Source organism: Daejeonella sp. JGW-45 (genome assembly GCF_029360805.1).
GTDB lineage: Bacteria > Bacteroidota > Bacteroidia > Sphingobacteriales > Sphingobacteriaceae > Daejeonella.
The window spans coordinates 377717-396382 of record NZ_JARKNC010000002.1 but is presented as its reverse complement, the minus strand read 5'-3'; the positions used below and the strand labels follow the sequence as shown (position 1 = coordinate 396382).

The window sequence follows — 18666 nt, the reverse complement described above, 5'->3', positions numbered from 1 at the left end:
GATTTAATTAAATTTTGCTGCGCTTCGCTTGCAATGATATCATAACTTTGTCATTGCGGCGAAGGCACGGCTAAGTAATAAAGATAATCTTTTTAGACAATCACAAATAGCAATTTTAATATATGAATAAGGCAGTTTTTTTGGACCGCGATGGGGTGTTGAATAAGGAGTTGGGCGATTATGTCTGCAAATTCGAGGACTTCTGCGTGCTGGAACATAATTTTGAGCCATTAAAAAAACTGCAGGACAGTGGTTACCTGCTGATAGTTATTACAAACCAGGGGGGGCTGGCAAAAGGCTGGTATACACCGGAAACCCTAAAGCAAATGCACGACCATTTAATAGAAACTTATTCCAAACAAGGAATAAGGATCACCGAAGCCTACTACTGTAATCATCATCCCCAATATAATGGCAACTGTCTTTGCCGTAAACCAGGTTCATTGATGCTTGAAAAGGCTATCGCGCGTTTTGAAATCGATGCCTCAAAATCTTATTTCATTGGCGACAGGGAACGGGACGTTATTGCTGGCGAAGCAGCAGGGGTAAGGGGCATTTTAATCGACAGCGATCAGCCGATTGGGGAGGTTTTGGGGCTTATTGCATAATGAGTGTTCGGTGATCAGTATTCGGTGATCAGTAATCGGTGATCAGTAATCAGTGACCAGTAATCAGTATGACTGGTAATCAGTGATCAGATGTCGTACGCACCGATTACCGATTACCGATTCCCCATTACCGATTACCCATTACCATTTACCGATTCCCCCTCTCTCTTTACAATATGCCCAATGATCCGGTCCCCATGCTCCCGGGAATTTTCGATAAACCATTTGTGGGTATTCATTCCACCGCAGACCACACCGGCCAGATACAGGCCTTTGACATTGGTTTCCATAGTCTCGGGGTTATGCTCAGGAAGGCGGACCTCATCGTCTGAAAGATTAACTCCCAGGTTTTTAAGAAAGGCAAAGTCAGGCTTGTAGCCCGTCATTGCTAAAACGAAATCATTAGGAACGCTTATCTTGCCCTCAGGAGTTTGTATATCAGCCTCTGCCTCACGAACAGCCAGCAGGTTAGAGTTAAAATATGCTTTTATACTGCCTTCCTGTATGCGGTTAATTACATCAGGCCTGACCCAGTACTTTACCCGTTCGCCGATCTGGTTCTCCCGGATCACCATTGTCACTTCGGCGCCCTTTCTGCAGGTTTCAAGCGCTGCATCAACAGAAGAGTTGTTCGCCCCGACAACGATCACCTTTTGTCGCGCATAAAAATGAGGGTCCTGGTAATAGTGTTTCACTTTAGGCAGGTCCTCACCAGGTATATCCATTAAATTGGGGATGTCATAAAAGCCGGTGGAGACGATGATATAGCGGGCGGAGTAGCGCGATTTATCCGTTTCAATAGTGTATCGTTCGTCCGTCTTGCTGATCGTTTTTACACGTTCGAACAGCCGCAGGTTCAGATCAAATTTCGCCGCAACCCGGCGGTAATATTCGAGTGCTTCGGAACGTGTGGGTTTAATATTGTTTGAAACGAAGGGAACGCCGCCTATTTCCAGTTTCTCTGAAGTGGAGAAAAAGGTCATGTTCGCCGGATAATTATAAAGAGAGTTAACGAGGCATCCTTTTTCGACGATCACATAAGACAAACCAGCCCTTTGCGCCGCTATCGCACACGACATACCGATAGGCCCTCCGCCGATTATTAAGGTATCAAATTGGGGGTTCACTTGGATAAATTACGAAAAAAAGTTGTACGTGGTACGTTTTACGTTGTAAGTTACTAGACGCTGTGCTACGTATAACTTAAACGTGAAGCATCTGCACAGACGTATAACGTATAACTTACAACGTAAAACGTGAAGCGTCTCCGCCCAGACGTAAAACGTACCACGTAAAACGTTTAACTATTACTTGCCCGCTGCCTTTGCGTGATCTGCCAGGAAAGTAGCCAGTCCGCTATCAGTTAAGGGGTGTTTCATTAAGGCAATCATCGCAGCTAAAGGGCCTGTAATTACATCAGCTCCGATTTTAGCGCAATTAATTATATGCATAGGATGACGAACAGATGCTGCAAGGATCTCCGTATCAAATCCGTAGTTATCGTAAATCAGCCGGATATCCTCGATAAGAGTTAAACCGTCAGTAGAAACATCATCCAAACGACCTATAAATGGCGAAACATAGGTTGCACCAACCTTAGCAGCAAGCAAAGCTTGTCCGGAGGAAAATACCAGGGTGCAATTTGTTTTGATACCTTTTGACGTAAAATATTTAATAGCCTTAATTCCTTCAGCGATCATTGGGACTTTGACAACGATCTTCGGATCAAGAGCAGCTAAAATCTCTCCCTCTTTCACAATATTCTCGAAATCGGTAGCAATAACCTCGGCGCTTACATCACCTTCTACCAGATCGCAGATAGCCTTATAATGGTTGATCACGTTGCCATGGCCGGTGATACCTTCTTTCGCCATAAGGCTGGGGTTGGTGGTAACACCGTCTAGAATTCCAAGAGCCTGCGCTTCTTTTATTTGTGCGAGATTTGCTGTGTCGATGAAAAATTTCATAATAGCGGTTTGTAAATATTTATGATATCCTGAGTTCGGTGAACCATCCGGTTAACGGATCAAATATGACTAGATTATTAGAGAAGAAAAAAATGGGCAAGCACCTTTTATCGCACCGCTACAACCTTCTACCCTTGCTGCGTTCCCACCCTGGGGGAGTTCAAAGGGAGCTGGTCGTAAAAGACTTGCCCGCGACAAAAGTAGGAAAAAAATGCAATTTTAGCTCCGGCAGTTTGAAATGAAAGATGAAATATTAATTTGTTAATGAATGTGGGAGTTAATTGCGAAATTGTTAATTCGAGCCGAAAATAATGCTAGTTTTTGATTGAATGACAAAACTTATTGACAATAAAGTAAATCAGCGCCATTTTCTGTAATTTAGGCGGATTTATAAATTCTAGATTTTTGATGACAAAGACTGACAGCCAACAGCAAGGATTATATAGTGCGGATTACGAGCATGACGCTTGTGGAGTTGGTTTTATTGCAAATATTAAGGGCCGGAAATCGCATCAGATCGTAAGTGATGCCCTTACTATTTTAGAGAACATGGAACACCGTGGAGCCTGCGGTTGTGATCCGGATTCGGGTGATGGTGCGGGGATCTTAATGCAGATTCCTCACGATTTTTTTAAAAGTGAAGCTTTAAAGCTCAATATCAACCTGGATAAACCAGGTAGTTATGGTGTAGGAATGCTATTTCTCCCCAAAAAGGCCACCATCAAGGAAGCCTGCCGCGCGGGAATAGCCAGAAGTGCTGAAAAACTTGGATTGAAGGTACTCGGTTATCGTCAGGTTCCTATTAATAAAGGTATAGTGGGCGAGGCCTCGTTTTCGGCAGAGCCGGATATTGAACAGGTATTTATTGAGAAACCAGCTTCATTACACACTGCGGAGGATTTTGAACGAAAGCTTTACGTGCTTAAGAATCTGATTACGAAAACTATTCGTGAGACAGTTAGAGGTGCGGAACAACAGTTTTATATCTGCTCCCTTTCTCAGAATGTCATTATATATAAAGGAGAGTTTACCAGCAGCCAGGTAAGAACTTATTTTCAGGATCTGAACAATAAGGAACTAACATCCGCTTTTGGTATGATCCATTCCAGGTTCTCTACCAATACATTTCCTTCATGGAGGCTTGCGCAGCCATTCAGGTTTATAGCGCACAACGGCGAGATCAATACATTAAAGGGTAATCTGAACTGGTTCTACTCTGGCATCCGCTCATTCGCTTCGCCGTTCTTCAGCAAAGACGAGATGGACATGTTATTGCCTGTAATTGATAACAATCAATCGGATTCTGCCTGCCTCGATAATGTGGTGGAGCTCTTATTCCATTGCGGCAGGTCCCTGCCTCATGTGATGATGATGCTGATCCCCGAAGCATGGGATGGTAATGAGCTGATGGACCCGGTTACTAAAGCATTTTACGAATATCACGCAACCCTTATAGAACCCTGGGATGGACCGGCAGCTATCGCGTTCACCGACGGGCACATGATCGGGGCTACGCTGGACAGAAACGGTCTTCGTCCACAACGCTTCGTGGTTACCAATGACGATCAGATCATTGTAGCTTCGGAAGCAGGTGTACTACCTGTTGATGAATCCAAAGTAGTTAAAAAGGGCCGCCTGCAGCCAGGCAAGATGCTGGTTGTAGATACTATAAAAGGCGCTATCATTGAAGACGATGAGATCAAAAAGCAGGTTACTACACAGCAGCCTTATGCGCAATGGCTTGAAAATTATAAGATCAGGCTTGAAGACCTTGCTGAACCAAGAGTAGCCTTCACTCAGATGTCGAATGAGTCGACGTTTAAATACCAGCAGGTGTTTGGTTATTCGAGGGAGGATATCGATACCTTGATTAAGCCGATGGCACTTCATGGTAAGGAGGCGATCGGGTCTATGGGTACAGATACCCCTTTAGCCGTATTCTCTGACCGCCCACAGCATTTATCGAATTACTTTAAGCAGCTTTTTGCACAGGTAACCAATCCTCCGATCGATCCTATCCGCGAGCGTCTTGTAATGAGCCTGGCCGGGTTTATGGGGAACAATGGAAATATTCTCGATGAGGATAAAATGCATTGTCACTGTGTGGCTCTGCCTCATCCGGTATTGAGTAATACTGAACTTGAAAAGATCAGAAGTATTGATACAGGTTCCTTTCAGGCAAAAACATTACAGACTTATTTTAAAGCCGACGGGCAGCCGGGATCCCTGCAACGTGGATTAGACCGTTTATGCAGATATGCTGAAGATGCTGTTCATGACGGCTTCGAAGTCCTAATTTTATCAGACAGGGCACTGGATTCTGAACATGCTCCTATACCATCTTTATTAGCGGTTTCTGCAGTTCATCACCACCTTATTAAAAAGGGTTTGAGAGGAGCCGTTGGAATAATGCTTGAGGCAGGCGATGTATGGGAAGTTCATCATTTCGCATGTCTGATCGCATTTGGTGCAACTGCCGTAAATCCATATCTGGCCCTTGCAACAATACGCAAGCTTAAAACAGACGAGAAGCTGGATACAAGCCTTGATTTAAAGGCGCTTTATAAGAATTATACCAAGGCTGTTAATGATGGATTGCTTAAGATATTCTCTAAGATGGGGATCTCTACCTTGCAGTCATATCATGGAGCCCAGATATTCGAGATCGTTGGTTTGAATAAGGAGGTTGTAGATCACTATTTCACAGGAACAGTTTCAAGAATTGGTGGGCTCGGCCTGGATGATATCGCTCAGGAGGCCTTGCACAAGCACTTCACAGGCTTCAGAAGGGCTGGTATCGAAGCCAGGATCCTTACGGCGGGGGGTGTTTACCAGTGGAAAAGGCGCGGCGAAGCCCACCTGTTTAATCCTGAAACAGTTCACCTGCTTCAACATTCAACAAGAACAAACAATTTTGATGTGTATAAAAAATACGCATCTCATATAAATAAGCAAACCGACAGTCTTTATACCATTCGCGGGCTTTTGGATTTCGCTCATCACCGTCAGCCTGTTCCCTTGGACGAGGTCGAACCTATTGAGTCTATCCTGAAACGTTTTGCCACAGGAGCGATGTCTTTTGGATCTATCTCGCACGAAGCTCACAGCACGCTTGCTATAGCCATGAACCGTATAGGGGCAAAAAGCAATACCGGTGAAGGCGGCGAAGATGAATTGCGGTACGAGGTGATGCCTGACGGCGGCTCGATGCGCTCTGCCATTAAGCAGATAGCTTCGGCGCGCTTCGGGGTAACTGCAAATTACCTTGCCAATGCAGATGAGCTGCAAATTAAAATGGCTCAGGGTGCTAAACCCGGCGAAGGGGGGCAGCTGCCGGGCGACAAAGTTGATGAATGGATCGCAAAGGTTCGTCACGCTACACCGGGAGTGGGATTGATATCTCCTCCGCCACACCATGATATTTACTCCATTGAAGATCTTGCGCAATTGATCTTTGACCTTAAAAATGCCAACCGTGCCGCAAGGATAAGTGTAAAGCTTGTTTCTAAAGCAGGGGTTGGGACGATAGCCGCCGGGGTAGCAAAAGCTCATGCAGACGTGATTCTGGTGTCTGGTTATGATGGTGGTACAGGCGCATCGCCATTAACTTCTATTGTTCACGCCGGTTTACCATGGGAACTGGGTCTTGCCGAGGCGCAGCAGACTTTGGTAAAAAATAAACTCCGGAGCAGGGTTGTGCTTCAGACAGACGGACAGTTAAAAACCGGAAAGGACATTGCTATCGCTACGCTTCTCGGAGCTGAGGAATGGGGTGTTGCTACAGCTGCACTTGTTGCAGGCGGATGTATCATGATGCGGAAATGTCATCTGAATACTTGTCCGGTAGGTGTTGCAACCCAGGACCCTGAGTTAAGGAAGCTGTTCAGCGGTAAACCGGAGCATATTGTTAATCTTTTCAGATTTATTGCTGAAGAACTCCGTGAGATCATGGCCGAACTTGGCTTCAGGACGGTTAACGACATGGTAGGAAAGGTTCAGTTCCTTAAGATGCGTGATGATGTGGATCACTGGAAAGTAAAAAATATTGATCTTTCAGGGATCCTGCATTTCATGGATAACCCATCCGGAATGACCCTGCATAACAGCGAGAAACAAGATCACGGTCTTGACAATGTAATAGACTGGGAATTGCTGGAAAAGGCCAAGGACGCTATTGAAACGAAAACTCCGGTGTTTGCGTCGTTTAATATCAAAAACACTGACCGTACCGCGGGTACCATATTGTCTAACGAGATCACTAAGAAATATTTCTCTGCCGGCCTACCCCAGAACACGATCAATTACAAATTTACAGGCTCGGCCGGACAAAGTTTTGGTGCTTTCTGTACGAAAGGAATTTCATTCGAGCTTGAAGGAGAAGCAAATGATTATGTAGGTAAAGGCCTTTCCGGAGCGCAGCTGGTGATCTATCCATCAGAGAAGAATACAACAATTCCTCAGGAGAATATTATCATCGGAAACGTTGCCCTTTATGGAGCTACATCGGGCGAGCTCTTTGTAAGAGGACAGGCTGGTGAACGGTTCGCAGTACGTAACTCAGGCGGTACAGCCGTTGTTGAGGGCGTGGGTGATCATGGATGTGAATACATGACAGGCGGCAGGGCGCTGATCCTGGGGAAAACCGGAAGGAATTTTGCCGCTGGTATGAGCGGTGGAATTGCATGGGTGTATGACCCGGATAACTCTTTCGTGGCCAATTGTAACTCTGAGATGGTTGATCTGGATCCGCTGTCACCGCAGGATGAAGAAGAGATCCTGGCGTTGCTTAATAAGCACGTACAGCTTACAAAAAGCCAGGTAGCAAAGTATATTATTGACGACTGGGAGCAACAGTCAGTATGTTTTATAAAAGTATTCCCTAAAGAATATAAAAAAGTATTGAACCTTCAAAAAGTTCAGCAATCAGCAGGATAATGGGAAAACCAACAGGATTTAAGGAGTATGGCAGGGAGCTTCCTTCAAAAATAGCCCCTGCGGAGCGTGTGAAGAACTACAATGAATTTGTACATGAATATCCCGCGGAGAAGTTAAACGAACAGGCTGCCAGGTGCATGAATTGCGGGATACCGTTTTGCCACTCGGGGTGTCCGCTGGGAAATGTTATTCCAGAGTTCAACGAAGCGGTTTATCAGGGCAAGTGGGAAGAGGCTTATCTGATCCTCAATTCCACAAATAATTTCCCTGAATTTACAGGGAGAATTTGCCCTGCGCCATGCGAAGCGGCATGTGTGCTCGGTATAAATAAGCCACCCGTTGCTATCGAGGAGATCGAAAAGCATATTATTGAGATCGCCTATTCCAAAGGCTATGTGAAGCCGAATGCGCCGATTTTAAGATCGGGCAAGCAGATAGCTGTTGTTGGATCCGGGCCTGCAGGCCTGGCTGCTGCTGTCCAGATGAATAAAGCCGGACATACCGTTACTGTTTATGAAAGGGATGATCGTCCCGGAGGTTTACTTCGTTATGGTATTCCTGATTTTAAGCTTGAAAAGAACGTTGTTGATCGTCGTATCCAGGTGATGGAGGAAGAGGGGATCACATTTGTCTGCAATACCGAAGTAGGTGCAAACGGTAATATGAAGGAGTTTATCGATCAGCATGATGCCATTATTATGGCTGCTGGCTCGACTATTCCGCGTAACCTCAATATTCCGGGCCGCGAATTGAAGGGGATTCATTTTGCGATGGATTTCCTGAAACAGCAGAATAAAACGGTAAGTAATGTTTCGTTCGCTGATGAGAAGATCCTGGCAACAGAAAAAGACGTGATAGTAATTGGCGGTGGTGATACGGGGTCTGATTGTGTCGGAACTTCAAATCGTCAGCATGCGAATACGGTAAAGCAGTTTGAACTGTTAAGCCAGCCGCCGGCTGAACGCAACGAACACATGCCATGGCCAACCTACCCTATGGTGTTGAAAACTACCAGCTCGCACGAAGAAGGCTGTGAGCGTTTCTGGGGAATAAATACTAAAGCATTTTTAGGGAACGAAAAAGGTGAGCTTCGCGCGATATTAGTTTCTGATGTATCGTGGGAACTGGATGCTAATGGCCGGCCAGTTAAATTCTCAGAAGTTGAAGGTTCCGAAAGGGAGCTTCCATGCCAGCTGGCATTACTTGCCATGGGATTTTTGCATCCTCAGCATTCAGGCCTGGTAGAGAACACCGGACTTGAACTGGATTCAAGAGGAAATGTTAATGCCGTGGAGGGTCAATATATGACCAATATTCCGAAAGTATTTGCTGCAGGTGATATGCGCCGCGGTCAGTCTCTGGTTGTTTGGGCAATTTCAGAGGGTCGTGAAGCAGCAAGAAGAGCAGACGAGTTCCTGATGGGCCGCTCAAGTTTGCCTAGTAAAGACCGGGTTCGGGAATATATGATCGGATAGGAAGTTTTACGTAATATGTTATAAGTTATAAGTGGTCCTCGGAAAGAAGACGTATAACTTATAACTTATAACGTACAACGTATAACTACCCAAGTCCCCCGCTTATCCTGTGGAAGATCCCTTCCCCATTCCAGTTTCTTTTTTGCCCCAGTATCATTCTTTTGGATGAACCGGTCACCTCGTAGCCATTGCTGATCAGGAAATTAGTGCATGCTGTGTTATTGGCCGGAAAGCGGGCGTTGTATTTTGTTCTCATTCTTAACTTCATAAGCTCTGTACCCGCCTCAACGGTCAGGGCCAGTACAAAGCCGTCGAGCAGGAGGGGAAAATAAGCGCCAAGCAGTTTGCCTTCGTGCAGGCATAGGAGGGATGATGTCAAGTGGTTTTCGAGTACCCTTACCCGGTCTTCCGCTGAAATTGATCTATCCATCGCAAGAAGCTCATCCCTGTATTTCGAATGATAAGGTATAATCGTTGTCGTATCTGAAAGATAAAGATCCTGATGCTTTCCACTGAGGTGAATGTATTCGGCTTCGACTTCGAACCCCAGTTTTTTATACACGGGATATCCCATATCGGTTGCATCCAGATAAATGGTTTTAAACCTGTCGGGATCGAGGTCCTTTACCAATGCGGAAGCAATTTCTCTGCCCAGGCCCTTGTTTCGATGGTCGGGGTGGACGATGATATGAGCGAGCCAGGCGGAGTCCGTATGATGGATGCTGGTTCCCACAGCAATGATCTTTTTATCCTCTGTGATCTTTAGGGGCTGGCAATAGTCTGAACCTTTGTAAAAGTAAAAGTACGGTCTTATATCTGTCCATGTTTCGGGCTGAAGTTCTTTAAGCCGGTCTATATCCGCACTTTGCAGGTGCTCTGTTTTCATAATTACTTTGCGTTTGGATTTTTTTTATTTGACGCGAGCATTTCAACGGTCTTTTGAACTCTGTCCGCCCGTGTTTTCTCTTGTTTAGCCGACAATATCCAGACCACATACTCCTTTTTATGGGACCAGGCAAGTGATTCGAAAAATAGCAGAAGGTCGGGCCGGCCGCTTAATGCAGCTTTAAGGTCGGAGGGAAGCGTAACAACCTTGTTTATGACATCCAGGTATTGACTCATTTCACTGTTCTGAATTTCAGAATTTCCCAGGCCTGATTTTTTTACCTGATCTGCCGGCTTCAGTCTTAATGCCGTCCAGGTTTCATCTACTGAAGCCGAAGAAACAGGGCGCAATCCATATTTTTCAGGTTCTTTCCAGGAGTTCATCATGTCCAGGTCTGATTTTATTCCCGAAGATTTCTTAGGATACATTACCCATATAACCGTGTCTGGTTGTAGTGTGGCGGAGATTTCGGCGAGGGCCGCGGCAAGCTCTGTGCTGTTTTTTACAAATAGCTGGACGTGGTTATACTCTTTCTGAACGGCGGTGGAAACAGTTACATTTTCCGGCAAAGGTTCCAAAAGACCCTGGTAATACGCCGGGGCATTGACGATCATGATCGTTTGCCCTGCCTTAAGTTGGAGTTTTTTGTTCAGGTTATTCATTACTTGTTAAGTATTGGATTCAACTTGGAGAAGAAATCCCACAGAACGATCCCGGCCGAAACGACGATGTTAAATGAATGTTTGGTGCCAAACTGTGGGATTTCGATACAAACATCAGACGCCAGCATCGCATCATCGCTTACACCTTCAACCTCGTTGCCAAAGATCAGCGCATACTTCTTGCCTGCAAGAGGCGTGTGATCAGTTAGCATAATACTATTTTCGGCCTGTTCAATTGCTACGATCGTGTAACCGGTATTCTTTAGTTCTGAGATCGCATCGTTCACATGCTCGTAATACGCCCATTCTATGGAATGTGTCGCCCCAAGCGCGGTTTTCTCAATTTCCCTGTGTGGCGGTTGTGCAGTAATGCCACATAGACAGACCTTTTCGACAGCAAAACCATCAGAAGTGCGGAAAATAGAGCCGATATTGTGCATACTGCGTACATTGTCCAATATAACTATTACAGGCAGCTTGTCTTGTTTCTTAAACCCTTCGATATCCACACGCGCCAGTTCTTCCATTTTCAGTTTCCGCATGCTCAAAAATAAGAGGTTCTGATATAGCTTAGCGTATCCTTCTTCCACTTTCTTATAGGTTCTACATGATTAATAACCATAAAACCTAATGCGGAGCATACGCAACTGGCTGCGAGGAACCAGAAAAACATGCTATACCCACCGTGCTCAATTAAAATTCCCCCATATATAGGCCCGATTATCTGGGCTACCGACCATGCTATCGTATATAAAGCCGAGTATTCACCCCGGTTATTTTCATTGGACCGGCTAATCCAGAATGCGTTCATAAATGGCATGGCAAGCATTTCTCCAACTGTGACCAGAATTACAGCTATAACTGCTGCCCAGGCAGCCGGGGGAAGTATGTTTAGGGCGACATAACTAAGTGCGGCTACAAACACACCCAGGGTAATGAAATACAGCGGCGTTCGCCGCCCCTCGAGGTTATGAACGAGGACCATTTCACAGCTAACGATCAATAGCCCGTTCAGAGCCATGAGGCCTCCGATGAACTGCTCTGAAAGATGCCACTCTGATTTGTAGAACACTGGCTGAAGGATAAATAATTGAAAGAATGATGCGGCGAATGGAATGGTCAGGAAAATAAAGGCAAGGTATAGGCGATCACTGTAGGCCGACCGGATCACAGGTTTATCCGGTTTGTCTTTTACCGTCTTGTCTTTCGCTTCAAACGGTAACAGTTTTAACAGGAGAAATCCAGCCAGAATATTAGTGCATCCGTCGACGTAAAACAACAGGTGGTAATCGATCGAAGCGATGAAGCCGCCCAGGGCACCGCCAAATGACCAGCCCAGGTTTATGGCCAGCCGGTTTAACGAGTAAGCTCGTGTACGGACCTTTTCGGAACTATAATGTGCAATGGCTGCCGAATTTGCCGGTCTGAAGGATTCGTTGCACAGGCTCAACAGAAACGTGCCGATTGCAAGGCTAATGAACGTCTCCAGAAAGGCCAGTAAAATAAAAAATACGCCACCACTGAATAGTGCGCCAAGCTGTAAATGATGAAAGCCCAGCTTATCGGTTATTTTACCACCAGCAAATGCTCCCAGAATGGATCCTAATCCGAATAGGGACATGATAAACCCCGCCTGAACAATGCTGAAATTTAACTTTTGAGTACTGTAAATAGTCATGAAGGGTATAACCATAGTTCCGCTACGGTTTATAAACATGACCAGTGATAAATACCAGTTCTCCCTGCTTAAGCCAGAATAAGCATTCCTGTACAGCTTTAGAGGGTTCGTGATCATGAGCAAATATAGAATATTGCATGAATTTACTTTGATATTTATGCGGCTTGAAAAAGGTTATTTATTGAACTTAAACTGGATCTTGTTTAGTAATTAACTTTAAGCCTTTTTTCAACATCTCTTATAAAACCTTAACAATCCATTAACTTTATAGCCTTACGAAAACAGCCTTGTCAAAGAAGAACGAACAGAAAGAAACGCCATTAATGCTTCAGTACAATGCGATCAAGGCTAAATATCCTGGCGCATTACTGTTATTTCGTGTAGGGGATTTCTATGAGACATTCGGCCAGGATGCTGTCAAAGCCTCCGGAATACTTGGGATTGTATTAACTAAACGAGGCAACGGTTCGGGTACTCATACTGAGCTTGCCGGTTTCCCACATCATTCCCTGGAAACTTATCTTCCAAAACTGGTAAGGGCGGGGCAAAGGGTAGCGATTTGCGACCAGCTCGAAGATCCTAAAACAACCAAGACGATAGTCAAACGTGGCGTAACGGAATTAATCACGCCCGGTGTTTCTTACAGCGATAATATCATCCAGCAGAACACCAATAATTACCTGGCTTCGTTATATTTCGAGAAGAATTCGTTCGGGATTGCTTTTATTGATATTTCCACAGGCGAATTTCTTGTCGCCCAGGGCAATGCCGCCTATATTGATAAATTGTTGCAGAGCTTCAAGCCCAGTGAAGTGATTTTCCAGAAGAGCCGTCAAAGGGATTTTATTGAGACATTCGGCGACCGTTTTTACACTTACCACCTGGATGACTGGGCTTATAGCGGTGATTATGCGCCAGACTTCCTGCTTAAACATTTCGACGTAAAATCGCTTAAGGGCTTTGGTATCGAGAAGTTCCCGTTGGCAATTACCGCTGCAGGGGTAGCTCTTCACTATCTGAATGAGACTGAACATCGCAATCTGCAGCATATTTCCTCTGTGGCGAGGATAGAGGAAGACCGGTACATGTGGCTGGATCGTTTTACGATCCGCAATCTGGAGCTGATCGGTTCATCTAATGAGAATGCAGTAGGCCTGGTAGATGTGCTTGATAAAACCTGTTCTCCCATGGGTGCCCGATTACTGCGCCGGTGGATCATCATGCCGTTAAAGGAATTAAAGCCTGTTCAGGAAAGACTGGACGTGGTAGAGTACTTTGTCGGCAACGAAGATTTAAGGGAAAAACTTCTGCACGAATTAAAGCAGATAGGAGATCTTGAAAGGCTGATCTCTAAAATAGGCCTTCTGAAAGCCAATCCAAGGGAAGTTTTACAGCTTAAGCGTGCGCTTTATGCAATAGCCAACTTAAAGACTCTTTGCGAGGTCTGCGATAATTACGCCTTAAAAACTATCGCAGGGCAGTTAGATAATTGCACTCTTATCCGCGACAGGATCGAAAAGGAACTGAATCCGGACCCGCCGGTTATGCTCGCCAAAGGCAGTGTGATCGCCGACGGGGTGGACGAGGAGCTCGATCGCCTCAGAAAGATCGCCTTCGGAGGAAAGGGGTACCTCCTGGAAATCCAGAAGCGCGAAGCCGAAACTACTGGAATTCCATCATTGAAGGTTGCGTTTAACAATGTATTCGGCTATTACCTTGAGGTTACCCATACTCATAAAGACAAAGTTCCGGCAGAGTGGCTCAGAAAACAGACTCTTGTCAACGCCGAACGTTATATTACGCCTGAACTGAAAGAGTACGAGGAGCAGATCCTGGTTGCTGAAGAAAAAATTCAGGTACTGGAAACGCGACTATACGGTGAATTAACCTTCGCCCTGTCTGAGTACATTAAGCCTATTCAGTTAAACGCTCAGCTCGTAGCCCAGCTCGATGTCCTGCTTAATTTCGCATGCCTGGCGATCAAAAATTATTATGTAAAGCCGGAGATAAACGAAAGTAAGGTGATTGACATCAAGGGAGGACGACACCCGGTGATCGAGAAAAACTTACCCGTGGGCGAGGAGTATATAACCAATGATGTCTTTCTCGATAGTGAAAGCCAGCAGATAATCATTATTACCGGACCTAATATGTCCGGTAAATCGGCTTTGTTACGGCAGACCGGCTTGATCGTTCTGATGGCGCAAATGGGTTGTTTTGTTCCTGCCAAGGAAGCAAGTGTGGGTATTGTGGATAAAATATTTACCCGGGTGGGCGCCTCGGATAACCTGACCTCGGGCGAATCTACGTTCATGGTAGAAATGAATGAAACAGCCAGCATTCTAAACAATCTTTCTGAGCGCAGCCTGATCCTGATGGATGAAATAGGACGCGGAACAAGCACCTACGACGGCATATCCATCGCATGGTCCATTGCCGAGTACCTTCATAATCATCCGGCAGCCAAAGCAAAAACGCTCTTCGCCACGCATTACCATGAGCTAAATGAATTAACGAATTCCTTCAGCCGGATCAAGAATTTTAATGTGTCTGTAAAAGAAGTTGGAAACAAAGTGATCTTCCTGCGTAAGCTGGTACCCGGCGGCAGCGAACATAGCTTCGGTATACACGTAGCTAAAATGGCCGGGATGCCTGCTAAGCTGGTGGGAAGGGCTCATGAGATCCTGAAACGCCTGGAACAGGAGCGAACCGGCGGTGAAGATATTAAGGAAAGCATGAAGAAAGTTCAGAAGCAAGCCTATCAACTGCAGATGTTTTCAATAGACGATCCGGTTCTGGTGAAGATCCGGGATATGCTGAATAATCTGGAAGTTAATACTCTTACCCCGGTAGAGGCGTTGATGAAACTGGACGAAATACAGCGGGTTATTAAGGCGTGAAAATGAATCGGGAACACAAGAATCAGGAATCAAGAATCAGGACAAGGGCGTGTTAAACCAGGTAATTCCTGGCTAAGACAAAATTTGGTTTTGATTTTTGGTTACTGAATCAAAAGCCCCCAAAAAAGCCCCAACCGTTAAGCTGAGGCTAATATTTATTTATTAATTAAACACAAAATTATTGTGCTCTTCCGGTCTTTTTGTCCTTGCTACGTCCAATAACGTATCCGGTACCTGCGCCAAGTACGCCACCAATCACCGCACCACGGCCATCTTTCTTGTCAACAAGGATTCCCGTTGCCGCACCGGCAACACCGCCAATTACCGCACCCTTAGCAGCTGAACTCCAGCCTCGTTTTTGTGCTTCCTGCGGAGTAGTATAAACTACCGAGCCATTATCCGAAATGTAGGCAGCCCGGTTAGATGAACCGGATGAACGGCTGGATGATGTTCTGGCTCGTTCTTTAGCGACCGCTACTGCTGCTGCTTTTTCGGCTGCTTCAGCTCTTTCAAAGCTATCTAACTTTGCTTTCTCCTGAGCGATCCTGATTGAATCACGAACTGCCTGAGCTTCGGCTATTTCATCTGCTTTGTTGTTGCATCCTGCAACTATTGCAGCAAATGCAAATCCTAATAAAATACGTTTCATAGTTTTTTAATAAGCAAGCGACAATATGCGATTGCACTATAGCTTAACGAAAAATGATGCCAAAGAATATTAGCCATATATCTTTTGGCAAATGGAAACGTTCATCTTACTACATCCATGAACGATTTGGAATATCTGGGATATGCCCGTTTCTGAATTGCATCTTGAGCCGTTTCTCGCCTCTCGTTTCCTGCGTCCCGGCTTACTTATTCACATTATGTTCATAATCTTTGGTTTTATTCAGGTCCGTTTAGATTGAACTTTGCTTCATGACTTGTAAACTGAAGAATAATATCTTTTGCGTTCTGTTAGCTATAGCCCCATTATTGTACACTTCCTGTTCGAGCAAAAAAATATTGACCGATGCATCAAAGTCAAAACCTGTGACATCGGGTTCACTGAAGGACAGGTATGCATCCTTATTAAACGTAAAAGAGAAAGACCTTACCAACGAAAAACTGTATCGTTTTATAGACAGTTGGATAGGAGTTCCCCACCGGGCAGGCGGAATGGATAGGAAAGGAGTAGACTGCTCGGGCTTTACTACTATACTGGAAAAGGAGATCTACGACCGTACAGTTCCCAGAACCGCGAAGTCCATGGCTGAATCTGTTAAAAGGAAATACGAAGAAGATTTGAAAGAGGGCGACCTGGTGTTCTTTGATTTTGCCGGGCAGAAGTTCAGCCATGTGGGCGTTTACCTGCACAACAATAAATTTGTCCACGCGTCAACCTCCAAGGGTGTCATTATTAGTGACCTGAAAGATCCCTGGTATTATAAATACTTTTCAAGGGCGGGAACTATCAAATAATAGGTTTATGTTGTTTTAATCCTTATTTTTGTTAAATTAATTGTCTACTTCTATGGAGCAGCCTAAGGGCGATTACTCTTTCTGGACCAGGTACAAGCACTTCGCAACGACCGAGATCCTGTTATATCTTATTATGATAGTCGGTATTACCCTCGGTATCATCATTTGGGGCTAATATACCTTTCTAATAAATATTCGCATTATCTCTCTATTATAAAAATGATTTTGCGATGTTTGTTTTTCACTATATACTATGAAGCTAAACCTGAAACGCCCCCTGGCATTCTTCGATCTTGAGACTACAGGAGTCAATGTTGCCTCCGACAGGATCGTAGAAATATCTATTCTGAAGGCTATGCCCGACGGGACTGAGGATATCAAAACGATGAGGATCAACCCTGGTATTCCGATTCCGCTCGAGTCTTCGTTAATTCACGGTATATACGACGAGGATGTTCGCCATGCTCCTACATTTAGGCAGGCAGGAGAGGAGCTTGCGAGGTTTCTGGATGATTGCGACCTTGCCGGATACAATTCAAATAAGTTTGATATTCCAGTACTGATGGAAGAATTTCTGCGTGCCGGGATTGATTTTGAGATAGACAATCGTCATTTTGTTGACGTTCAGAATATTTTCCATCAGATGGAGCAACGTACGCTCCGCGCTGCCTATCAATTTTATTGCGGTAAAGTAATAGAGAATGCGCATTCAGCGGAAGCAGATATTAAGGCAACTTATGAAGTTCTACTGGCCCAGATAGGTAAATATGAAAATCAGGACTGGGAAGATAAAAAAGGTGTTATCTCAAAGCCGGTTCAAAATGACATAGAAGCCCTTCATAAATTCACAAACCTGAATAAACCGGTGGATTTCGCCGGGAGGATGGTGTACAATGACGAAGGTGTAGAGGTGATAAATTTTGGCAAGCACAAGGGAAGGTCGGTGGAGGACGTTTTTCAGGCCGAACCGAGCTATTATAACTGGATGCAGAACGGAGATTTTCCACTCTATACAAAGCGCTGCCTGGAGAAGATCTGGAAAAGATGGAACGCCAAGAAGGAAGCGCTGAGATCTGAAAAGCAAAATACACCAAACCCAGTACAAGCTGCTCCAGTCCAACCTAAAGTCGTGGAAGAAGCTAGGCCCATAGATACTGATATGTTGCAGCAGTTGAAGATGAAGTTTGGGAAATAGCGCTTTGTTGAAAATACCCGGTTAGCAATATATGTGCGATTTTCCGCCACTGTGGGTGGCTTTATTCCGTAGGGTATACCGGGAATTTAATCACTCCTTCATCACTTAAAAGACTACTTAGGGTTTCAGAGGCCAGAACTTTCTGAAGTGAAGTCTTTTTCCCATCTACCCAAACCTTATTCTGCACCATGCGGATGCCGTGGCTGTAATCGACATGGATCGTACTGTGTCCATTATATAAAGGTTGGATGGCTTTTCCATCAGGTTTATGCCAGCCGTAGATCACCACTCTCAGGGCACCTTTCTCGTTATAGATCTTATTTGAGATGACCACATCTTTTTTATTTCCGGCAACAAGGCTTCCCATGGGATGCCGTGCAAGTGATAATTTCCGCTGGGTGTTTACAAGTGAATTATGTTTTTCAAATACCGGAATGGTGACCATTTGGGGAGACGGAGGAATAGGTTCGGGGACCATTTTTACAACTGCATTCTGGTAGATCTTGTCTGATATTTTCCCAGTGGGAAGGCTGCATTTTAAGAGGCTGGCCACTTTCTGAGCCAGCTGAGGTTTCATCGGACAGTAGAAATAATCGTCATTTGATCCTATTGCGATAAAATCAGGGGTGACATAATAACGAATGGTATGTATAGCGCCATCTAATGCTACCGTGTCTTTTATTTCAACGAGTTTCCTGTAGAAATCGGGAATGTTGCCTGATCGCACCTGTTCAAAAATGATCTTTTCACGATCCTCCAACGTAATAGCTGTATCACGCAGGCTTTTTGAGAATTCCGATCCGCTTAATGCCCCCGGAGCACGTTTCTTTAGTTTTAACTCCTGACCAGAGGAATAAATGGAGCCGAACGCCAGCAGAATTAGCATAAGATATTTCATG

15 protein-coding genes and 1 other RNA gene are annotated in these 18666 nt (G+C 45.0%); 7 read left to right on the top strand and 9 right to left on the bottom strand.

Annotation, left to right across the window (positions count from 1 at the left end):
- Positions 1-122 precede the first annotated feature (122 nt).
- On the top strand, positions 123-608 hold the full coding sequence (locus P2W76_RS04825) for an HAD family hydrolase (protein ID WP_276346407.1): 486 nt from the start codon (positions 123-125) through the stop codon (positions 606-608).
- Between the two features lie 134 nt (positions 609-742).
- Here P2W76_RS04825 and P2W76_RS04820 read toward each other — a convergent pair whose 3' ends face one another.
- The 3 genes from P2W76_RS04820 to ffs all read right to left on the bottom strand — a co-directional run bounded on the left by P2W76_RS04820 (position 743) and on the right by ffs (position 2766).
- A complete protein-coding gene (locus tag P2W76_RS04820; RefSeq protein ID WP_276346406.1) occupies positions 743-1735 on the bottom strand; it encodes a YpdA family putative bacillithiol disulfide reductase in 993 nt (330 codons plus the stop codon).
- Positions 1736-1915: 180 nt separating this feature from the next.
- Complete coding sequence (gene fsa, locus P2W76_RS04815; protein WP_276346404.1) at positions 1916-2575, bottom strand: fructose-6-phosphate aldolase; 660 nt, start codon at positions 2573-2575, stop codon at positions 1916-1918.
- A 91-nt stretch (positions 2576-2666) separates the two neighbouring features.
- Positions 2667-2766, bottom strand: an RNA gene (gene ffs / locus P2W76_RS04810) — signal recognition particle sRNA small type.
- A 217-nt stretch (positions 2767-2983) separates the two neighbouring features.
- On the opposite strand from ffs, the gene gltB reads away from it, so the two are divergent.
- Both gltB and P2W76_RS04800 read left to right on the top strand, forming a co-directional pair.
- Entirely contained in the window at positions 2984-7510 is a 4527-nt protein-coding gene (gltB, locus tag P2W76_RS04805) for a glutamate synthase large subunit (protein ID WP_276346402.1), read from the top strand.
- Positions 7510-8985: a glutamate synthase subunit beta gene (locus P2W76_RS04800; protein WP_276346401.1), complete on the top strand. Its 1476-nt coding sequence runs from the start codon at positions 7510-7512 to the stop codon at positions 8983-8985. Before gltB ends, P2W76_RS04800 begins: the two co-directional genes overlap by 1 nt.
- 85 nt (positions 8986-9070) lie before the next feature.
- Here the strand turns inward: P2W76_RS04800 and P2W76_RS04795 are convergent, their stop codons facing one another.
- The 4 genes from P2W76_RS04795 to P2W76_RS04780 are packed head-to-tail and all read right to left on the bottom strand — an operon-like array spanning position 9071 to position 12328.
- Positions 9071-9871, bottom strand: a complete 801-nt coding sequence (locus tag P2W76_RS04795) for a GNAT family N-acetyltransferase (protein ID WP_276346400.1) — start codon at positions 9869-9871, stop codon at positions 9071-9073.
- 2 nt (positions 9872-9873) lie between these two features.
- Entirely contained in the window at positions 9874-10533 is a 660-nt protein-coding gene (locus P2W76_RS04790; RefSeq protein WP_276346399.1) for a YdeI/OmpD-associated family protein, read from the bottom strand.
- On the bottom strand, positions 10533-11075 hold the full coding sequence (locus tag P2W76_RS04785; RefSeq protein WP_276346398.1) for an RNA methyltransferase: 543 nt from the start codon (positions 11073-11075) through the stop codon (positions 10533-10535). Before P2W76_RS04785 ends, P2W76_RS04790 begins: the two co-directional genes overlap by 1 nt.
- 2 nt (positions 11076-11077) lie before the next feature.
- Positions 11078-12328, bottom strand: coding sequence for an MFS transporter (locus P2W76_RS04780; protein ID WP_276346396.1), 1251 nt, complete (start codon positions 12326-12328; stop codon positions 11078-11080).
- A gap of 206 nt (positions 12329-12534) precedes the next feature.
- On the opposite strand from P2W76_RS04780, the gene mutS reads away from it, so the two are divergent.
- A complete protein-coding gene (mutS, locus tag P2W76_RS04775) occupies positions 12535-15111 on the top strand; it encodes a DNA mismatch repair protein MutS (RefSeq protein ID WP_276346560.1) in 2577 nt (858 codons plus the stop codon).
- Between the two features lie 178 nt (positions 15112-15289).
- On the opposite strand, the gene P2W76_RS04770 is transcribed toward mutS, so the two are convergent.
- Positions 15290-15760, bottom strand: coding sequence for a YMGG-like glycine zipper-containing protein (locus tag P2W76_RS04770; RefSeq protein ID WP_276346394.1), 471 nt, complete (start codon positions 15758-15760; stop codon positions 15290-15292).
- A gap of 269 nt (positions 15761-16029) precedes the next feature.
- Here P2W76_RS04770 and P2W76_RS04765 point away from each other — a divergent pair, with 269 nt between their 5' ends.
- The 3 genes from P2W76_RS04765 to P2W76_RS04755 all read left to right on the top strand — a co-directional run bounded on the left by P2W76_RS04765 (position 16030) and on the right by P2W76_RS04755 (position 17767).
- Complete coding sequence (locus tag P2W76_RS04765; protein ID WP_276346393.1) at positions 16030-16572, top strand: NlpC/P60 family protein; 543 nt, start codon at positions 16030-16032, stop codon at positions 16570-16572.
- Between the two features lie 52 nt (positions 16573-16624).
- A complete protein-coding gene (locus P2W76_RS04760; RefSeq protein ID WP_276346392.1) occupies positions 16625-16747 on the top strand; it encodes a hypothetical protein in 123 nt (40 codons plus the stop codon).
- A 78-nt stretch (positions 16748-16825) separates the two neighbouring features.
- Complete coding sequence (locus tag P2W76_RS04755) at positions 16826-17767, top strand: 3'-5' exonuclease (protein WP_276346391.1); 942 nt, start codon at positions 16826-16828, stop codon at positions 17765-17767.
- Positions 17768-17828: 61 nt separating this feature from the next.
- Here P2W76_RS04755 and P2W76_RS04750 read toward each other — a convergent pair whose 3' ends face one another.
- The gene (locus tag P2W76_RS04750) at positions 17829-18665 is read right to left on the bottom strand and encodes a hypothetical protein (RefSeq protein ID WP_276346390.1); all 837 of its coding nucleotides are present in this window, start codon (positions 18663-18665) and stop codon (positions 17829-17831) included.
- Position 18666 lies beyond the last annotated feature (1 nt).

Coding starts and splice junctions, on each gene's coding strand:
- P2W76_RS04825 (WP_276346407.1), top strand. CDS start 123: ATGAATAAGGCAGTTTTTTTGGACCGCGATGGGGTGTTGAATAAGGAG.
- fsa (WP_276346404.1), bottom strand. CDS start 2,575: ATGAAATTTTTCATCGACACAGCAAATCTCGCACAAATAAAAGAAGCG.
- gltB (WP_276346402.1), top strand. CDS start 2,984: ATGACAAAGACTGACAGCCAACAGCAAGGATTATATAGTGCGGATTAC.
- P2W76_RS04800 (WP_276346401.1), top strand. CDS start 7,510: ATGGGAAAACCAACAGGATTTAAGGAGTATGGCAGGGAGCTTCCTTCA.
- P2W76_RS04795 (WP_276346400.1), bottom strand. CDS start 9,871: ATGAAAACAGAGCACCTGCAAAGTGCGGATATAGACCGGCTTAAAGAA.
- P2W76_RS04790 (WP_276346399.1), bottom strand. CDS start 10,533: ATGAATAACCTGAACAAAAAACTCCAACTTAAGGCAGGGCAAACGATC.
- P2W76_RS04785 (WP_276346398.1), bottom strand. CDS start 11,075: ATGCGGAAACTGAAAATGGAAGAACTGGCGCGTGTGGATATCGAAGGG.
- P2W76_RS04780 (WP_276346396.1), bottom strand. CDS start 12,328: ATGATCACGAACCCTCTAAAGCTGTACAGGAATGCTTATTCTGGCTTA.
- mutS (WP_276346560.1), top strand. CDS start 12,535: ATGCTTCAGTACAATGCGATCAAGGCTAAATATCCTGGCGCATTACTG.
- P2W76_RS04770 (WP_276346394.1), bottom strand. CDS start 15,760: ATGAAACGTATTTTATTAGGATTTGCATTTGCTGCAATAGTTGCAGGA.
- P2W76_RS04765 (WP_276346393.1), top strand. CDS start 16,030: ATGACTTGTAAACTGAAGAATAATATCTTTTGCGTTCTGTTAGCTATA.
- P2W76_RS04760 (WP_276346392.1), top strand. CDS start 16,625: ATGGAGCAGCCTAAGGGCGATTACTCTTTCTGGACCAGGTACAAGCAC.
- P2W76_RS04755 (WP_276346391.1), top strand. CDS start 16,826: ATGAAGCTAAACCTGAAACGCCCCCTGGCATTCTTCGATCTTGAGACT.
- P2W76_RS04750 (WP_276346390.1), bottom strand. CDS start 18,665: ATGAAATATCTTATGCTAATTCTGCTGGCGTTCGGCTCCATTTATTCC.